The sequence below is a fragment of the Pseudomonas sp. 4CAES_32.4 genome (genome assembly GCF_058136335.1).
The window spans coordinates 5,574,363-5,592,500 of sequence record NZ_CM176882.1; the positions used below are offsets into that span (position 1 = coordinate 5,574,363).

The following is an 18,138-nucleotide window of genomic DNA, read 5'->3' on the forward strand; positions in this document are numbered from 1 at the left end:
CCTCCCCGCCCTTCGAACCTCGACAAAATGTCTCGATTCGATGAACGGAGCGATCAGGGCCTTGCGCTCATTTATCGCAGAACTCAGTTACCGCTGGAGTTCAGCGCTTCGGTCAGTGCAGCTTCCACTTCACTGGCGCTTACGCGCAACGGCTTGTCTGCTTCACGGCGACGCTTGCGCTCGCTGTGATATGCCAGGCCGGTACCTGCCGGGATCAGGCGACCCACAACAACGTTTTCTTTCAGGCCGCGCAGGTAATCGCGCTTGCCGGTGACTGCCGCTTCGGTCAGCACACGGGTGGTTTCCTGGAAGGAAGCCGCCGAGATGAACGATTCGGTGGACAACGACGCCTTGGTGATACCCAGCAGAACGCGAGTGTATTTGGAGACGAACTTGTCTTCGCCGCCCAAACGCTCGTTCTCTACCAGTACGTGAGTCAGTTCCATCTGGTCGCCCTTGATGAAACTGGAATCGCCGGATTCAGCGATTTCAACTTTACGCAGCATCTGACGCAGGATGGTCTCGATGTGCTTGTCGTTGATCTTCACGCCTTGCAGACGGTAAACGTCCTGGATCTCGTTAACGATGTACTTGGCCAGCGCGCTCACACCCAGCAGACGCAGGATGTCGTGCGGATCGCTCGGACCGTCGGAGATAACTTCGCCGCGGTTAACCTGTTCGCCTTCGAACACGTTCAGGTGACGCCACTTCGGAATCAGCTCTTCGTACGGATCGCTACCGTCGTTCGGGGTAATAACCAGACGGCGCTTGCCTTTGGTCTCTTTACCGAACGCGATGGTGCCGCTGACTTCAGCCAGAATCGACGCTTCTTTCGGACGACGAGCTTCGAACAAGTCGGCAACACGCGGCAGACCACCGGTGATGTCACGGGTCTTCGAAGTTTCTTGCGGGATACGCGCGATAACATCACCGATCGCGATCTTCGCACCGTCAGCTACACCGACGAGGGCGTTGGCTGGCAGGAAGTACTGAGCGATAACGTCAGTGCCTGGCAGCAACAGATCCTTGCCGTTGTCGTCGACCATCTTCACTGCTGGACGGATTTCTTTGCCCGCAGCTGGACGATCTTTCGCGTCGAGTACTTCAATGTTGGTCATACCGGTCAATTCGTCAGTCTGACGCTTGATCGTGATGCCTTCTTCCATGCCCACGTAGGTCACGGTACCTTTCATTTCGGTAACGATTGGGTGAGTGTGCGGATCCCACTTGGCCACGATTGCGCCAGCGTCGACCTTGTCACCCTCTTTAACCGAAATCACAGCACCGTACGGCAGCTTGTAACGCTCGCGCTCACGACCGAAGTCATCAGCGATTGCCAGCTCACCGGAACGGGACACAGCTACCAAGTGGCCATCCACTCGCTCAACGTGCTTCAGGTTGTGCAGACGGACGGTACCGCCATTCTTCACCTGAACGCTGTCGGCTGCGGAAGTACGGCTTGCCGCACCACCGATGTGGAACGTACGCATCGTCAGCTGGGTACCCGGCTCACCGATGGACTGGGCAGCGATAACGCCGACCGCTTCACCGATGTTCACCTGGTGACCACGAGCCAGATCACGGCCGTAGCACTTGGCGCAAATGCCGTAGCGGGTTTCACAGCTGATCGGCGAACGCACGATCACTTCGTCGATGCTGTTCAGCTCGATGAATTCAACCCACTTCTCGTCTACCAGAGTACCGGCCGGAACAATAACGTCCTCGGTGCCTGGCTTGAATACGTCACGGGCAATAACACGACCCAATACGCGTTCACCCAACGGCTCTACAACGTCACCGCCTTCAATGTGCGGAGTCATCAGCAGACCGTGTTCGGTGCCGCAATCGATCTCGGTTACAACCAGATCCTGCGCCACGTCTACCAGACGACGAGTCAGGTAACCGGAGTTCGCAGTTTTCAACGCGGTATCCGCCAGACCTTTACGAGCACCGTGAGTCGAGATGAAGTACTGAAGTACGCTCAAACCTTCACGGAAGTTCGCAGTAATCGGCGTTTCGATGATGGAACCGTCCGGCTTGGCCATCAGACCACGCATACCGGCCAGCTGACGAATCTGTGCTGCGGAACCCCGCGCACCCGAGTCGGCCATCATGTACATCGAGTTGAAAGACTCTTGGTCGACTTCAACGCCATGACGGTCGATTACCTTCTCTTTCGAGAGGTTGGCCATCATTGCCTTGGAAACTTCGTCGTTCGCTTTCGACCAAAGGTCGATCACTTTGTTGTACTTCTCGCCCTGGGTTACCAGGCCGGAGGCGTACTGGCTCTCGATCTCTTTCACTTCGTCGGTAGCAGCACCGATGATGCGGGCTTTCTCGTCCGGGATAACGAAGTCGTTAACACCGATGGAAACGCCGGAGATGGTCGAGTAAGCGAAACCGGTGTACATCAACTGGTCAGCGAAGATCACGGTCTCTTTCAGACCAACCACGCGATAGCATTGGTTGATCAGTTTGGAGATCGCCTTTTTCTTCATCGGCAGGTTGACGACGTCGTACGACAGACCTTTTGGCACAACCTGGAACAGCAGCGCACGGCCGACAGTGGTGTCGACGATACGGGTGCCGCTTACGCTGTTGCCGTCACGGTCGTTGACGGTTTCGTTGATACGGACTTTAACCTTGGCGTGCAGTGCAGCTTCGCCGGCACGGAACACACGGTCGACTTCCTGCAGATCCGCGAATACACGACCTTCGCCTTTGGCGTTGATCGCTTCACGAGTCATGTAGTACAGACCCAATACAACGTCCTGCGACGGAACGATGATTGGCTCACCGTTGGCTGGCGACAGAATGTTGTTGGTCGACATCATCAACGCACGCGCTTCCAACTGGGCTTCCAGTGTCAGCGGTACGTGCACGGCCATTTGGTCGCCGTCGAAGTCGGCGTTGTACGCGGCGCAGACCAGAGGGTGCAGCTGGATAGCCTTACCTTCGATCAGAACCGGTTCAAACGCCTGGATACCCAGACGGTGAAGGGTCGGTGCACGGTTGAGAAGAACCGGGTGTTCGCGAATCACTTCAGCGAGAACGTCCCAGACCTCTGGCAATTCGCGCTCGACCATTTTCTTGGCCGCTTTGATGGTGGTCGCGAGACCACGCATTTCCAGCTTGCCGAAAATGAACGGTTTGAACAGCTCGAGAGCCATCTTCTTCGGCAGACCGCACTGGTGCAGACGCAGGGTCGGACCTACGGTAATTACCGAACGACCGGAGTAGTCAACACGCTTACCGAGCAAGTTCTGACGGAAACGACCTTGCTTACCCTTGATCATGTCGGCCAGGGATTTCAGAGGACGCTTGTTCGAACCGGTGATAGCGCGGCCACGACGACCGTTGTCGAGCAGAGCATCGACAGCTTCCTGCAACATACGCTTTTCGTTGCGCACGATGATGTCCGGTGCGGACAGATCCAGCAGGCGCTTCAAACGGTTGTTACGGTTGATCACTCGACGATACAGATCGTTGAGGTCGGAAGTCGCGAAGCGACCGCCATCCAGCGGGACCAGTGGACGCAGATCTGGCGGCAGAACCGGCAGAACGGTCAGCACCATCCACTCTGGCAGGTTGCCGGAGCCTTGGAAGGCTTCCATCAACTTCAGACGCTTGGACAGCTTCTTGATCTTGGTTTCGGAGTTGGTTTGCGGAATTTCTTCACGCAGACGGCCAATCTCGTGTTCCAGGTCGATTGCGTGCAGCAGTTCACGGACAGCTTCAGCACCCATACGGGCATCGAAGTCATCACCGAACTCTTCCAGCGCTTCGAAGTACTGCTCGTCATTCAGCAACTGACCTTTTTCAAGGGTGGTCATGCCTGGATCGATAACGACATAGCTCTCGAAGTAGAGAACGCGTTCGATATCACGCAGGGTCATGTCCATCAGCAAGCCGATACGGGACGGCAGCGATTTCAGGAACCAGATGTGGGCAACCGGCGAAGCCAGTTCGATGTGCGCCATGCGCTCACGACGAACCTTGGCCAGTGCAACTTCAACGCCGCACTTCTCGCAGATCACACCACGGTGCTTCAAGCGCTTGTACTTACCGCACAGGCACTCGTAATCCTTTACCGGGCCAAAGATCTTGGCGCAGAACAGACCGTCACGCTCAGGTTTGAACGTACGGTAGTTGATGGTTTCCGGCTTTTTAACTTCACCGAACGACCACGAGCGGATCATCTCAGGCGAGGCCAATCCGATACGGATGGCGTCGAACTCTTCGACTTGACCCTGGTTTTTCAGCAAATTCAGTAGGTCTTTCAAGGCCTTTCCTCCTGGCGGAGCAGAGAGCGGGCAATCCTGCCCCGCTCTCGATTCGCGTCACGTGTTATTCGGTTTCCAGATCGATATCGATGCCGAGGGAACGAATTTCCTTGATCAACACGTTGAAGGACTCGGGCATGCCCGGCTCCATACGGTGATCGCCATCCACGATGTTTTTGTACATCTTGGTACGGCCGTTCACATCGTCCGACTTCACTGTGAGCATTTCTTGCAGAGTGTAAGCAGCACCGTATGCTTCCAGTGCCCAGACCTCCATCTCCCCGAAACGCTGACCACCGAACTGTGCCTTACCACCCAGCGGCTGCTGGGTAACCAGGCTGTACGAACCGGTAGAACGCGCGTGCATCTTGTCGTCTACCAAGTGGTTCAGCTTCAGCATGTACATGTAGCCAACGGTAACTGGACGCTCGAACTTGTTGCCGGTACGGCCGTCAGTCAGCTGCATCTGGCCGCTTTCCGGCAGGTCTGCCAGTTTCAGCATGGCCTTGATTTCGCTTTCCTTGGCGCCGTCGAACACTGGAGTGGCCATTGGAACGCCGCCACGCAGGTTCTTCGCCAGATCCAGGATTTCCTGATCGGAGAAGCTGTCCAGATCTTCGTTACGACCACCGATCTGGTTGTAGATCTCGTCCAGGAAGGTGCGCAGTTCAGCGACTTTACGCTGCTCTTCGACCATCCGGTTGATCTTCTCGCCCAAACCTTTGGCCGCGAGGCCCAGGTGGGTTTCAAGGATCTGACCAACGTTCATACGCGAAGGTACGCCCAGCGGGTTGAGGACGACGTCGACCGGGGTGCCATTGGCATCGTGCGGCATGTCTTCAACCGGCATGATCACGGAGACCACACCTTTGTTACCGTGACGACCGGCCATCTTGTCGCCCGGTTGGATGCGGCGACGGATTGCCAGGTAAACCTTGACGATTTTAAGCACGCCTGGAGCCAGGTCATCGCCCTGCTGCAGTTTGCGCTTCTTGTCTTCGAACTTGTCGTCCAGCAGACGGCGACGATCAACGATGTAGGCCTGAGCCTTCTCGAGCTGCTCGTTCAGAGCATCTTCAGCCATGCGCAGTTTGAACCACTGACCATGCTCAAGACCGTCGAGAACCTCGTCGGTGATGTCCTGACCTTTCTTAAGACCAGCGCCGCCTTCAGCCTTGTGGCCTACCAGAGCGGAGCGCAGACGTTCGAAAGTAGCGCCTTCAACGATACGGAACTCTTCGTTCAGATCCTTGCGGATCTCGTCCAGCTGGGACTTCTCGATCGACAATGCACGAGCATCACGCTCAACGCCGTCGCGGGTGAAGACCTGTACGTCGATGACAGTACCTTTGGTACCGGTAGGTACACGCAGGGAAGTGTCTTTAACGTCGCTGGCTTTTTCACCGAAGATTGCACGCAGCAGTTTTTCTTCCGGAGTCAGTTGGGTCTCGCCTTTCGGAGTGACCTTACCTACCAGGATGTCGCCTGCGCCAACTTCAGCACCTACGTAAACGATACCGGCTTCGTCCAGCTTGTTCAGTGCAGCTTCACCCACGTTCGGGATGTCTGCAGTGATTTCCTCTGGACCAAGCTTGGTGTCACGGGCCACACAGGTCAGTTCCTGAATGTGGATCGTGGTGAAACGGTCTTCCTGAACCACACGCTCGGACAGGCAGATGGAGTCTTCGAAGTTGAAGCCGTTCCATGCCATGAACGCGATACGCATGTTCTGACCCAGTGCCAGTTCACCCATGTCGGTGGACGGGCCGTCGGCCATGATGTCGCTACGCTGAACACGATCACCTTTACGCACCAGCGGACGCTGGTTGATGCAGGTGTTCTGGTTCGAGCGGGTGTATTTGGTCAGGTTGTAGATGTCGACACCAGCTTCGCCGGTTTCAACTTCGTCATCAGCAACACGAACCACGATACGGCTGGCGTCGACGGAATCGATCACGCCGCCACGACGAGCCACGACACAAACGCCGGAGTCACGGGCTACGTTACGCTCCATGCCAGTACCTACCAGCGGCTTGTCAGCGCGCAGGGTTGGTACAGCTTGACGCTGCATGTTCGAACCCATCAACGCGCGGTTGGCGTCGTCGTGCTCGAGGAACGGAATCAGCGACGCCGCAACCGAAACTACCTGCTTCGGCGAAACGTCCATCAAGGTGACTTCTTCAGGCGCCTTGACGGTGAATTCGTTCAGGTGACGTACGGCTACCAGTTCGTCGATCAGGACTTTCTGGTCGTTCATGGTCGCCGAAGCCTGCGCGATCACGTGATCGGCTTCTTCAATAGCGGACAGGAACACGATCTCGTCGGTGACCACACCCTCTTTCACCACGCGGTACGGGCTTTCCAGGAAGCCGTACTGGTTGGTGCGAGCGTACGCAGCCAGGGAGTTGATCAGACCGATGTTCGGACCTTCCGGCGTTTCAATCGGGCAAACACGACCGTAGTGAGTCGGGTGTACGTCACGGACTTCAAAGCCTGCACGCTCACGAGTCAGGCCGCCAGGGCCGAGTGCAGAGACACGACGCTTGTGGGTGATCTCGGACAGCGGGTTGTTCTGGTCCATGAACTGCGAGAGCTGGCTGGAACCGAAGAACTCTTTCACCGCCGCAGCCACTGGCTTGGCGTTGATCAGGTCTTGCGGCATCAGGCCTTCGCTTTCAGCCATCGACAGACGCTCTTTGACCGCACGCTCAACACGTACCAGGCCAACGCGGAACTGGTTCTCGGCCATCTCGCCTACGCAGCGGACACGACGGTTACCCAGGTGGTCGATGTCATCGACGATGCCTTTACCGTTACGGATGTCGACCAGAGTCTTCAGTACCGCGACGATGTCTTCCTTGCACAGCACGCCCGAACCTTCGATCTCGGTACGACCGATACGACGGTTGAACTTCATCCGGCCGACCGCAGACAGGTCATAGCGCTCAGGGCTGAAGAACAGGTTGTTGAACAGGGTTTCGGCAGCGTCTTTGGTTGGCGGCTCGCCTGGACGCATCATGCGATAGATCTCGACCAGCGCTTCCAATTGGTTGCTGGTGGAGTCGATCTTCAGCGTATCGGAGACGAACGGACCGCAGTCGATATCGTTGGTGTACAGAGTTTCGATGCGAACAACGCCGGACTTGGCAATTTTTGCCAGGACTTCAGTGTTCAGCTCGGTGTTGCACTCTGCCAGGATTTCGCCGGTAGCCGGGTGCACGATGACCTTGGCGGTAGTACGGCCCAGGACGTAGTCCAGAGGTACTTCCAGAGTCTTGATGCCTGCTTTTTCGATCTGGTTGATGTGGCGCGCGGTAATACGGCGGCCCGCTTCAACAATGACCTTGCCCTTCTCGTCCTGAATATCCAGAACCGCAATTTCACCACGCAGACGTGAAGCAATCAGTTCCAGGCTGAGGGTTTCGCCGCTCAGGTGGAAAACGTTGGTGGTGTAGAAAGCGTCCAGCACTTCTTCAGTGGTATAGCCGAGCGCGCGCAGCAGTACCGATGCCGGCAGCTTGCGACGACGGTCGATACGCACGAACACGCAGTCTTTCGGGTCGAACTCGAAGTCCAGCCACGAACCGCGGTAAGGAATGATGCGCGCGGAGTACAGCAGTTTGCCGGAGCTATGCGTCTTGCCGCGGTCGTGGTCGAAGAACACGCCCGGGGAACGGTGCAGCTGGGAAACGATTACACGCTCGGTACCGTTGATTACGAAGGTACCGTTCTCAGTCATCAGGGGGATTTCACCCATGTAGACTTCTTGCTCTTTGATGTCCTTGATCGCTTTGTTCGACGATTCTTTGTCGAAAATGATCAGGCGCACTTTTACCCGCAAAGGTACGGCGAAAGTTACACCGCGCAACACGCATTCTTTGACATCAAATGCCGGTTCGCCCAAGCGATAACCGACGTACTCCAGCGCAGCATTGCCGGAGTAGCTGATGATCGGGAAAACGGATTTGAAGGCCGCATGCAGGCCCACGTCGCGGAACTGATCTTTAGTCGCTCCCGCTTGCAAGAATTCACGATACGAATCCAGCTGGATGGCCAGGAGGTAAGGCACATCCATGACGTCCGGCAACTTGCTAAAGTCCTTGCGGATACGTTTTTTCTCAGTATATGAGTAAGCCATCAGCGTTCCCCAGCTTGGTCACCTGCTTGTTTGGCCCCTCCCGACGGGAGCAGCCAGAAAATCGTGCAAACCCCATGGTTTGCGCCACCGCATCGGGTGGTTACAGCGCCTTTATCAGCACCGACCCAGTCGGCTGCCAATAACGGAAAAAGGCCGGTGGCAAGAGCCACCAGCCATCAGCCTGTCGCTTGACGCTCGGGCTGGAGGAGCAAAGTCGATACTTATTTCAGCTCGACTTTAGCGCCTGCTTCTTCCAGCTTCTTCTTGGCGTCTTCAGCAGCTTCTTTCGAAACGCCTTCAGCTACAACCTGAGGAGCGCCGTCTACTTTCTCTTTGGCTTCTTTCAGGCCCAGACCAGTCAGTTCACGAACTGCCTTGATCACGTTAACCTTCTTCTCGCCAGCTTCCAGCAGAACAACGTTGAACTCGGTTTGCTCTTCAACAACAGCGGCAGCAGCAGCTGGACCAGCCGAAGCAGCAGCAGCGGTAACGCCGAAAGTTTCTTCCATCGCTTTGATCAGCTCAACGATTTCCACTACGGATTTCTGGCCGATTGCTTCGATGATTTGTTCGTTAGTCAGAGACATGACTCAATTCCTGAATTGGGGGACGGCCTACGCGACCATCGAAATAAACAAAAAACGCGAGAAGTTGACGAGCCTTAGGCTGCGGCAGCTTCTTTCTGGTCGCGAATTGCCGCCAGAGTACGAGCCAATTTGCTGGTAGCGCCTTGAATCACGCTCATCAGCTGAGAAATTGCTTCGTCACGGGTCGGCAGAGTTGCCAGTACGTCGATCTGATTAGCTGCGAGGAACTTGCCCTCGAACGCAGCTGCCTTGATCTCGAACTTGTCCTGACCCTTGGCAAATTCTTTGAAAATACGAGCAGCAGCGCCCGGATGTTCGTTCGAGAATGCAATCAGGGTCGGGCCGGTGAACACGTCGTTGAGGACACTGTATTGAGTGTCAGCAACAGCGCGCTTGAGCAGGGTGTTACGTACAACACGTACATAAACGCCAGCTTCACGAGCCTCTTTACGGAGTCCGGTCATTGCGCCTACTGTTACGCCACGGGCATCAACCACGACAGCGGACAGAGCGACTTTGGCAGCCTCGTTGACTTCAGCGACGATGGCCTTCTTGTCTTCGAGATTAATTGCCACGGGTTTAACTCCTGCTTGTTACCGTTTCATTCGATCGGAACCGAATGTCGTTTTGGTGTCTGATTCGGTAAGGAACCGGGAGCACCATCTGCGTAGGCTTATGGTTTAAGACTTGCGTCGCCTACGGTCTTGGATAGCCCCCGCCAGGCAGGGACCCCAATTTTTTTCAATTGGCGCGGATACCCGCGCCAACTTTTGTCTTACGCGTCCAGCGAGCTCTGGTCGATAACCAGACCTGGGCCCATAGTGGTGCTCAGGGTAACGCGCTTGACGTAGATACCTTTCGAGGAAGCTGGCTTGATACGCTTCAGGTCAGCGATCAGAGCTTCAACGTTTTCCTTCAGCTTGACGGCGTCGAAGCCCATCTTGCCAACGGAAGTGTGGATGATGCCGTTTTTGTCGGTGCGATAACGAACCTGACCAGCCTTGGCGTTTTTAACCGCGTTAGCTACGTCCGGAGTTACAGTGCCGACTTTCGGGTTAGGCATCAGACCACGTGGACCAAGGATCTGACCCAGCTGACCTACAACGCGCATGGCATCCGGGGATGCGATAACTACGTCATAGTTCAGGTCGCCGCCTTTCATTTCGGCAGCCAGATCGTCCATACCTACACGGTCAGCGCCGGCAGCCAAAGCGGCCTCAGCAGCTGGACCCTGAGTGAACACAGCAACGCGAACAGTCTTACCAGTGCCGTGTGGCAGCACAGTAGCGCTACGAACAACCTGGTCGGATTTACGCGGGTCTACACCCAGGTTTACAGCAACGTCGAACGACTCGCTGAACTTGACAGTCGACAGCTCAGCCAGCAGAGCAGCGGCGTCTACAATGTTGTAGGCCTTGCCTGCTTCGATTTTGCCGGCGATAGCCTTTTGACGCTTGGTCAGCTTAGCCATTACACACCCTCCACGTTAAGGCCCATGCTACGAGCAGAACCGGCGATAGTACGCACGGCTGCATCCATATCAGCTGCAGTCAGATCCGCGTTTTTGGTTTTCGCGATTTCTTCCAGCTGAGCACGGGTAACAGTGCCAACCTTAACGGTGTTCGGACGAGCGGAACCGCTGGTCAGACCGGCCGCCTTCTTCAGCAGAACCGAAGCAGGGGTGGATTTGGTTTCGAAAGTGAAGCTACGGTCGCTGTAGACAGTGATGATCACTGGAGTCGGCAGACCAGCTTCAAGACCCTGGGTACGGGCGTTGAAAGCCTTGCAGAATTCCATGATGTTCACGCCGTGCTGACCCAGAGCAGGACCAACAGGTGGACTTGGATTAGCCTGAGCGGCCTTCACTTGCAGCTTGATGTAAGCGGTAATCTTCTTGGCCATGAGGCACTCCAATTACGGGTTCGAACGCCTCGAAAGGCTCCCCGGTTACTTGCGCGTTTATCCCAGTGACGACAAAACCCCACAGCCTATGGCTGCGGGGTTGGGATGCGTGCTCAGCTAGACCTTTTCGACCTGACTGAACTCCAGCTCTACCGGAGTAGAGCGACCGAAAATTGTCACCGCCACCTGGACGCGACTCTTTTCGTAATTAACTTCTTCGACAGTGCCATTGAAATCAGCAAACGGACCATCAGTAACACGAACCATCTCACCCGGCTCAAACAGAGTCTTGGGCTTCGGCTTATCGCTACCGTCAGCCACTCGACGCAGAATGGCCTCTGCCTCTTTATCAGTAATCGGTGCAGGTTTATCGGCAGTACCGCCAATGAAACCCATCACCCGAGGAGTATCCTTGACCAAGTGCCAAGTACCCTCATTCATATCCATCTGAACCAGCACATAACCTGGAAAAAACTTACGCTCGCTCTTGCGCTTCTGGCCGTTACGCATCTCAACCACTTCTTCAGTGGGAACCAGAATTTCGCCGAAGCCATCTTCCATGCCAGCCAGCTTTACGCGCTCGACCAGCGAGCGCATCACATGCTTCTCGTAACCCGAGTAAGCATGCACAACATACCAACGCTTAGCCACGGGACACCCTTAGCCGACAATCAAGGAAACAAGCCAACCGAGCAGGGAATCGAGCCCCCACAACAGCAACGCCATAACCAAAACAACAGCCACCACAATCAGGGTGGTCTGCGTGGTTTCTTGGCGAGTTGGCCACACGACTTTACGAATTTCGGTGCGAGCTTCCTTAACCAGTACAAAGAAAGTCTTGCCCTTCGCAGTCTGCAGGCCTACAAAGGCAGCTACAGCAGCAATGACAAGCAAAGCGAGTACACGGTACAGGATCGGCGAAGCAGAGTAATACTGATTGCCAACAACGCCTACAACCACCAAAGCGACAACTACAAGCCACTTGAGCAGATCGAAGCGAGAGCCTTGAGCTTCAGCCTTAGGAGTCATCTATGAAGATCCTGTGAAAAGAAAGCCAGACACACCGAGTGAATCTGGCAGGTCAGGAGGGAATCGAACCCCCAACCTACGGTTTTGGAGACCGTCGCTCTGCCAATTGAGCTACTGACCTAAAACAAAATCAGGCCGACCATTATGCCGGCCCGAAAAATACATTACAACTACTTACTCGATGATTTTGGCTACGACGCCAGCGCCGACGGTACGACCGCCTTCACGGATAGCGAAACGCAGACCATCTTCCATCGCGATGGTTTTGATCAGGGTAACAGTCATCTGAATGTTGTCACCTGGCATTACCATTTCAACGCCTTCTGGCAGCTCGCAGTTACCAGTCACGTCAGTAGTACGGAAGTAGAACTGTGGACGGTAGCCTTTGAAGAACGGAGTGTGACGACCGCCTTCTTCCTTGCTCAGAACGTAAACTTCTGCGGTGAACTTGGTGTGCGGCTTAACCGAACCTGGCTTAACCAGAACCTGACCACGCTCAACGTCGTCACGCTTGGTGCCACGCAGCAGAACGCCGCAGTTCTCGCCAGCACGACCTTCGTCGAGCAGCTTGCGGAACATTTCAACACCGGTGCAGGTGGAAACGGTAGTGTCACGCAGACCAACGATTTCGAGCGGATCCTGAACGCGAACGATACCGCGCTCGATACGACCAGTCACAACAGTACCGCGACCCGAGATCGAGAATACGTCTTCGATTGGCATCAGGAATGGCTTGTCAATCATACGAACTGGTTCTGGGATGTAGCTGTCCAGAGTCTCAACCAGCTTCTTGACGGCAGTGGTACCCATCTCGTTGTCGTCTTTGCCTTCCAGCGCCATACGAGCCGAACCGATGATGATTGGAGTGTCATCGCCCGGGAAGTCGTAGGTGGACAGCAGGTCGCGAACTTCCATCTCAACCAGTTCCAGCAGCTCTGCGTCGTCTACCAGGTCAGCCTTGTTCAGGAAAACCACGATGTACGGAACGCCTACCTGACGGGACAGCAGGATGTGCTCACGGGTTTGTGGCATCGGACCATCAGCGGCCGAGCAAACCAGGATAGCGCCGTCCATTTGAGCAGCACCGGTGATCATGTTCTTCACATAGTCAGCGTGACCTGGGCAGTCAACGTGAGCGTAGTGACGGATCAGCGAGTTGTACTCAACGTGCGCGGTGTTGATGGTGATACCGCGAGCTTTTTCTTCTGGAGCGCTGTCGATCTTGTCGAATTCAACCACGGCCGAACCGAAAACTTCGGAGCAGACGCGAGTCAGAGCAGCGGTCAGAGTGGTTTTACCGTGGTCAACGTGACCAATGGTCCCAACGTTGACGTGGGGCAGGGAACGATCAAATTTTTCCTTAGCCATCGATATCACCCTCAACAGAAGAAATTAGACAAACAATATCAACCATTAAAACAAAGGCAGATATTTTCATATCTGCCTTGTTATATGGAGCTCTTGAGCGGATTTGAACCGCTGACCTCACCCTTACCAAGGGTGTGCTCTACCAACTGAGCTACAAGAGCAAAACACTATGCACAACCTGCAAACTTGGAGCGGGTAGCGGGAATCGAACCCGCATCATCAGCTTGGAAGGCTGAGGTTCTACCACTAAACTATACCCGCGGAGCCTGCAGCTCACGCTAAAATCTGGTGGAGGGAGAAGGATTCGAACCTTCGAAGTCGTAGACGTCAGATTTACAGTCTGATCCCTTTGGCCGCTCGGGAACCCCTCCTAATCAGGCCGGCATTCTATACTATGCCAAACCCTTGTCAAGCATTTTCTCATTTAAAAACCTGAGGTTAGCTGCGTTGACATCGCTTCACTTTGACTTCCTGTTTAGGTCTTCGCTGTGGAGCGGGCGCCATTCTATGCAAACTATTCAGCAGGTGCAACCCCCTCGCACAGCATTATTTTATGTTTTAACTCATTGAATTCCTTGGAAAGGTTTTGCAACTGCGCATCCCCCAAGAAACGCTGGCCCTGAGGGGCAACGGACAGCCAATATCCAGCCCCCAAGTCACCCTTTGTTGAAGATTGCGCATCGACTCCCATTTCAGCCAATCGCTGTTGAAGAGCCGAAATCGAATCTTGGCGGGGTAACCCTCCAAGGAAAAGGCACTCCTGACGCCGCCCCCCCTGCCCCTCCTTAACCTGACTGTTAGTTTCACTGAGCAAACGAATGTCTTGCTTAGAACCGCGATACAAACTGAGAGGAGTAACATCCTTCGCCCGCAAGGGCGCCTCCTGCTGATGCCAGACATAATAGAAAACGTTAAGAACAACAAGCAGGAGGAGCAACCAACGCATACAAACCTCAGGTAAAAGGACATGCCATAGCCAACCCCACAAATACCAGGTCGGGAACGACCCTGGCCTCGGGCGCCACACTTGCGACCAATTCGGCATCACCGCCAGTTATAAAAACTGCGAAATCATTACCCCAATGGGAACGCGCCACCTCCAGCTGCGTCAGGACGAACCCTCGCAACATCAATGAACAACCGCGCTCGACCGCCTCAACGGTCGTCCGCCCCGGAGCATTACTGGAAAGCGCTCGCTCAGCCGCCGCATCGCCATAGCGAATCTTCCGGGTATGAGTGCGCAGCTGATTTCGCATCAATGGCATTCCTGGGCAAATAAAACCGCCGAGATGCTTGCCATTGGCAGCAATAAAGTCAGCAGTAACTGCCGTACCAAAATCAAGAACCAGACAAGCTTCACCCGATGCGAGATGAAAACCTCCAAGCATCGCCAGCCATCGATCCAGACCTAGACGCTCGTAGTCCTCATATCCATTTTTCACTCCAGACATTTCGCGGGCAGACCTTGCGCAGACTACCGAAATACCGAACTCCTGCTCGATAATGCCGATCAATGCATCGGTTTCCTCAGTAGTCCTGACACTGACCAGCCGACACTTGCGCAGCGCAAGCCCCTCAAGAGCATTCAAGCTATCAAGCAACGCCATATCAGAGTCGACCACACCCTCAGCAAAAAAAGCACTGCCTGCGACTTTCAACACTCGCCACTTGATAAAGCTATTCCCACAGTCGAGCTCAAGAATCATCACGCAACCTCAGGCTGAGCTCACCACCACTAAAAACTTTTTCTACGCCGTCCACGTTCAAGCGCAGCGCACCCTGGCCATCTATTCCGAGCACGACACCATCTATCTGGCGAGCCCCCGCAATCAACGACACTGATCGGCTCTGCCACAAATGATTCTCTTCCCACTCCGCTTGGAGATCCAAAAAACCGTCAGTCTGGTGACGCCGAATGTAGCTGTTCAACTGCTTACATAGCTCTGCTATCAATTCATTACGATCAGTGCTCTTGCCTGATTCAAGTCGTATTGAAGTCCATTGTTGATCGACCTCATCAGCCTTTTGCATATTCACGTTGATGCCAATACCCAGCACCACATGGCAAACATCTGCCGGGTCTCCAACGAGCTCCAGGAGAATGCCGGCGATTTTTTTGTTATTCACCAAAACGTCGTTGGGCCACTTCAACCCAGCACCCGCCACGCCGAAATTTCGCAAGGCCTGCAACACAGCCAGTCCCACAACAAGACTCAAGCCCTCAAGCTGACGCATTCCGCCATCGATACGCAGGACGAGACTGTAATAAAGATTTTCGGCAAACGGGCTTATCCATGTACGCCCCCGACGACCACGCCCGGAGACCTGACGCTCTGCGAGTACCAGGAATGGCGCTGAACTACCCCGACCAATGGCGCGCAACGCCTCAGCGTTGGTTGAGTCGACTGAATCCAAAACGGTCACAGGCCAGTCTGGTGACATTGCCGATATGGCTGAAGAGTCGAGTAACATCAATGGCGCAGCCAGTTGATAACCCCTCCCTCGGACTTTATGGATGGACAAGCCAAGCTCTGCCTCAAGATGCTGAAGCTGCTTCCACACCGCACTTCGACTTATTCCCAGGGCGGCACCCAGATCCTGACCAGAATGGAATCGACCATCCTTCAGGAGATTTAACAACGTCAACATGCAGGTCTCGCCTCACAATGAGGCCCGAATAATAGCCATGCCCCGGGCCGTTGCATAGAAATCAAGCAGATGCTTTTCCTGCGGGCAAAACAAAACCCCAACTGCTTTCGCAATTGGGGTTTCGGAATTTAATCTTGACGATGACCTACTCTCACATGGGGAAACCCCACACTACCATCGGCGATGCATCGTTTCACTGCTGAGTTCGGGATGGGATCAGGTGGTTCCAACGCTCTATGGTCGTCAAGAAATTCGGGTACTGAGTCGCGACCTGATGGCCTCGCTTCAGCAAATTGGGTATGTGATAGCTTGGTGTTTTGTGAGCATTTCGAACTTTCGGTTCATTTCGTCTTCACACACCGCAATCTGATGCTCTCTCGAGTAGTCAAATTGCTTGGGTGTTATATGGTCAAGCCTCACGGGCAATTAGTATTGGTTAGCTCAACGCCTCACAGCGCTTACACACCCAACCTATCAACGTCGTAGTCTTCGACGGCCCTTCAGGGAACTCAAGGTTCCAGTGAGATCTCATCTTGAGGCAAGTTTCCCGCTTAGATGCTTTCAGCGGTTATCTTTCCCGAACATAGCTACCCGGCAATGCCACTGGCGTGACAACCGGAACACCAGAGGTTCGTCCACTCCGGTCCTCTCGTACTAGGAGCAGCCCCTCTCAAATCTCAAACGTCCACGGCAGATAGGGACCGAACTGTCTCACGACGTTCTAAACCCAGCTCGCGTACCACTTTAAATGGCGAACAGCCATACCCTTGGGACCGGCTTCAGCCCCAGGATGTGATGAGCCGACATCGAGGTGCCAAACACCGCCGTCGATATGAACTCTTGGGCGGTATCAGCCTGTTATCCCCGGAGTACCTTTTATCCGTTGAGCGATGGCCCTTCCATACAGAACCACCGGATCACTAAGACCTACTTTCGTACCTGCTCGACGTGTCTGTCTCGCAGTCAAGCGCGCTTTTGCCTTTATACTCTACGACCGATTTCCGACCGGTCTGAGCGCACCTTCGTACTCCTCCGTTACTCTTTAGGAGGAGACCGCCCCAGTCAAACTACCCACCATACACTGTCCTCGATCCGGATAACGGACCTGAGTTAGAACCTCAAAGTTGCCAGGGTGGTATTTCAAGGATGGCTCCACGCGAACTGGCGTCCACGCTTCAAAGCCTCCCACCTATCCTACACAAGCAAATTCAAAGTCCAGTGCAAAGCTATAGTAAAGGTTCACGGGGTCTTTCCGTCTAGCCGCGGATACACTGCATCTTCACAGCGATTTCAATTTCACTGAGTCTCGGGTGGAGACAGCGCCGCCATCGTTACGCCATTCGTGCAGGTCGGAACTTACCCGACAAGGAATTTCGCTACCTTAGGACCGTTATAGTTACGGCCGCCGTTTACCGGGGCTTCGATCAAGAGCTTCGCGTTAGCTAACCCCATCAATTAACCTTCCGGCACCGGGCAGGCGTCACACCCTATACGTCCACTTTCGTGTTTGCAGAGTGCTGTGTTTTTAATAAACAGTCGCAGCGGCCTGGTATCTTCGACCGGCATGAGCTTACGGAGCAAGTCCTTCACCCTCACCGGCGCACCTTCTCCCGAAGTTACGGTGCCATTTTGCCTAGTTCCTTCACCCGAGTTCTCTCAAGCGCCTTGGTATTCTCTACCCAACCACCTGTGTCGGTTTGGGGTACGGTTCCTGGTTACCTGAAGCTTAGAAGCTTTTCTTGGAAGCATGGCATCAACCACTTCGTCACCCAAAGGGTAACTCGTCATCAGCTCTCGGCCTTAAGATCCCGGATTTACCTAAGATCTCAGCCTACCACCTTAAACTTGGACAACCAACGCCAAGCTGGCCTAGCCTTCTCCGTCCCTCCATCGCAATAACCAGAAGTACAGGAATATTAACCTGTTTTCCATCGACTACGCTTTTCAGCCTCGCCTTAGGGACCGACTAACCCTGCGTCGATTAACGTTGCGCAGGAAACCTTGGTCTTTCGGCGTGGGTGTTTTTCACACCCATTGTCGTTACTCATGTCAGCATTCGCACTTCTGATACCTCCAGCAAGCTTCTCAACTCACCTTCACAGGCTTACAGAACGCTCCTCTACCGCATCATCCGAAGATGATACCCGTAGCTTCGGTGTATGGTTTGAGCCCCGTTACATCT

12 protein-coding genes, 4 tRNA genes and 2 rRNA genes (1 of these 18 cut by a window edge) are annotated in these 18,138 nt (G+C 54.6%); all 18 read right to left on the reverse strand.

Going from position 1 to position 18,138, the window contains the following annotated elements; genetic code table 11:
* Nucleotides 1-83 precede the first annotated feature (83 nt).
* On the reverse strand, nt 84-4,283 hold the full coding sequence (rpoC, locus tag AC3Y64_RS25185) for a DNA-directed RNA polymerase subunit beta' (protein ID WP_016984189.1): 4,200 nt from the start codon (nt 4,281-4,283) through the stop codon (nt 84-86).
* Between the two features lie 64 nt (nt 4,284-4,347).
* Nucleotides 4,348-8,421, reverse strand: coding sequence for a DNA-directed RNA polymerase subunit beta (gene rpoB / locus AC3Y64_RS25190; RefSeq protein WP_122592625.1), 4,074 nt, complete (start codon nt 8,419-8,421; stop codon nt 4,348-4,350).
* A gap of 221 nt (nt 8,422-8,642) precedes the next feature.
* Nucleotides 8,643-9,008 carry a 50S ribosomal protein L7/L12 gene (gene rplL, locus AC3Y64_RS25195; protein ID WP_003228750.1) on the reverse strand — a complete coding sequence of 122 codons (366 nt, stop codon included), beginning with the start codon at nt 9,006-9,008 and terminating at the stop codon, nt 8,643-8,645.
* Between the two features lie 74 nt (nt 9,009-9,082).
* A complete protein-coding gene (gene rplJ / locus AC3Y64_RS25200) occupies nt 9,083-9,583 on the reverse strand; it encodes a 50S ribosomal protein L10 (protein ID WP_008081912.1) in 501 nt (166 codons plus the stop codon).
* 200 nt (nt 9,584-9,783) lie between these two features.
* Complete coding sequence (gene rplA, locus AC3Y64_RS25205; RefSeq protein ID WP_016772938.1) at nt 9,784-10,479, reverse strand: 50S ribosomal protein L1; 696 nt, start codon at nt 10,477-10,479, stop codon at nt 9,784-9,786.
* Entirely contained in the window at nt 10,479-10,910 is a 432-nt protein-coding gene (gene rplK, locus AC3Y64_RS25210) for a 50S ribosomal protein L11 (RefSeq protein WP_003228756.1), read from the reverse strand. The genes rplA and rplK overlap by 1 nt, the downstream gene beginning before the upstream one ends.
* A gap of 117 nt (nt 10,911-11,027) precedes the next feature.
* Nucleotides 11,028-11,561, reverse strand: coding sequence for a transcription termination/antitermination protein NusG (nusG, locus tag AC3Y64_RS25215; protein WP_122592623.1), 534 nt, complete (start codon nt 11,559-11,561; stop codon nt 11,028-11,030).
* A 9-nt stretch (nt 11,562-11,570) separates the two neighbouring features.
* Complete coding sequence (secE, locus tag AC3Y64_RS25220; protein ID WP_489985610.1) at nt 11,571-11,939, reverse strand: preprotein translocase subunit SecE; 369 nt, start codon at nt 11,937-11,939, stop codon at nt 11,571-11,573.
* A gap of 45 nt (nt 11,940-11,984) precedes the next feature.
* Nucleotides 11,985-12,060, reverse strand: a tRNA-Trp gene (locus tag AC3Y64_RS25225).
* A gap of 53 nt (nt 12,061-12,113) precedes the next feature.
* A complete protein-coding gene (gene tuf, locus AC3Y64_RS25230) occupies nt 12,114-13,307 on the reverse strand; it encodes an elongation factor Tu (RefSeq protein WP_038362141.1) in 1,194 nt (397 codons plus the stop codon).
* An 85-nt stretch (nt 13,308-13,392) separates the two neighbouring features.
* Nucleotides 13,393-13,468: transfer RNA gene (locus AC3Y64_RS25235), tRNA-Thr, on the reverse strand.
* A 26-nt stretch (nt 13,469-13,494) separates the two neighbouring features.
* A tRNA-Gly gene (locus tag AC3Y64_RS25240) sits at nt 13,495-13,568 on the reverse strand.
* Between the two features lie 25 nt (nt 13,569-13,593).
* A tRNA-Tyr gene (locus tag AC3Y64_RS25245) sits at nt 13,594-13,678 on the reverse strand.
* 143 nt (nt 13,679-13,821) lie between these two features.
* Complete coding sequence (locus tag AC3Y64_RS25250; RefSeq protein WP_489985611.1) at nt 13,822-14,253, reverse strand: hypothetical protein; 432 nt, start codon at nt 14,251-14,253, stop codon at nt 13,822-13,824.
* Nucleotides 14,254-14,260: 7 nt separating this feature from the next.
* Complete coding sequence (locus AC3Y64_RS25255; protein WP_489985612.1) at nt 14,261-15,013, reverse strand: pantothenate kinase; 753 nt, start codon at nt 15,011-15,013, stop codon at nt 14,261-14,263.
* A complete protein-coding gene (gene birA, locus AC3Y64_RS25260; RefSeq protein ID WP_489985613.1) occupies nt 15,003-15,956 on the reverse strand; it encodes a bifunctional biotin--[acetyl-CoA-carboxylase] ligase/biotin operon repressor BirA in 954 nt (317 codons plus the stop codon). The genes AC3Y64_RS25255 and birA overlap by 11 nt, the downstream gene beginning before the upstream one ends.
* A gap of 132 nt (nt 15,957-16,088) precedes the next feature.
* Nucleotides 16,089-16,204 (reverse strand): 5S ribosomal RNA (rrf, locus tag AC3Y64_RS25265).
* 157 nt (nt 16,205-16,361) lie between these two features.
* Nucleotides 16,362-18,138, reverse strand: a 23S ribosomal RNA gene (locus AC3Y64_RS25270) (it continues 1,117 nt past the right edge of the window).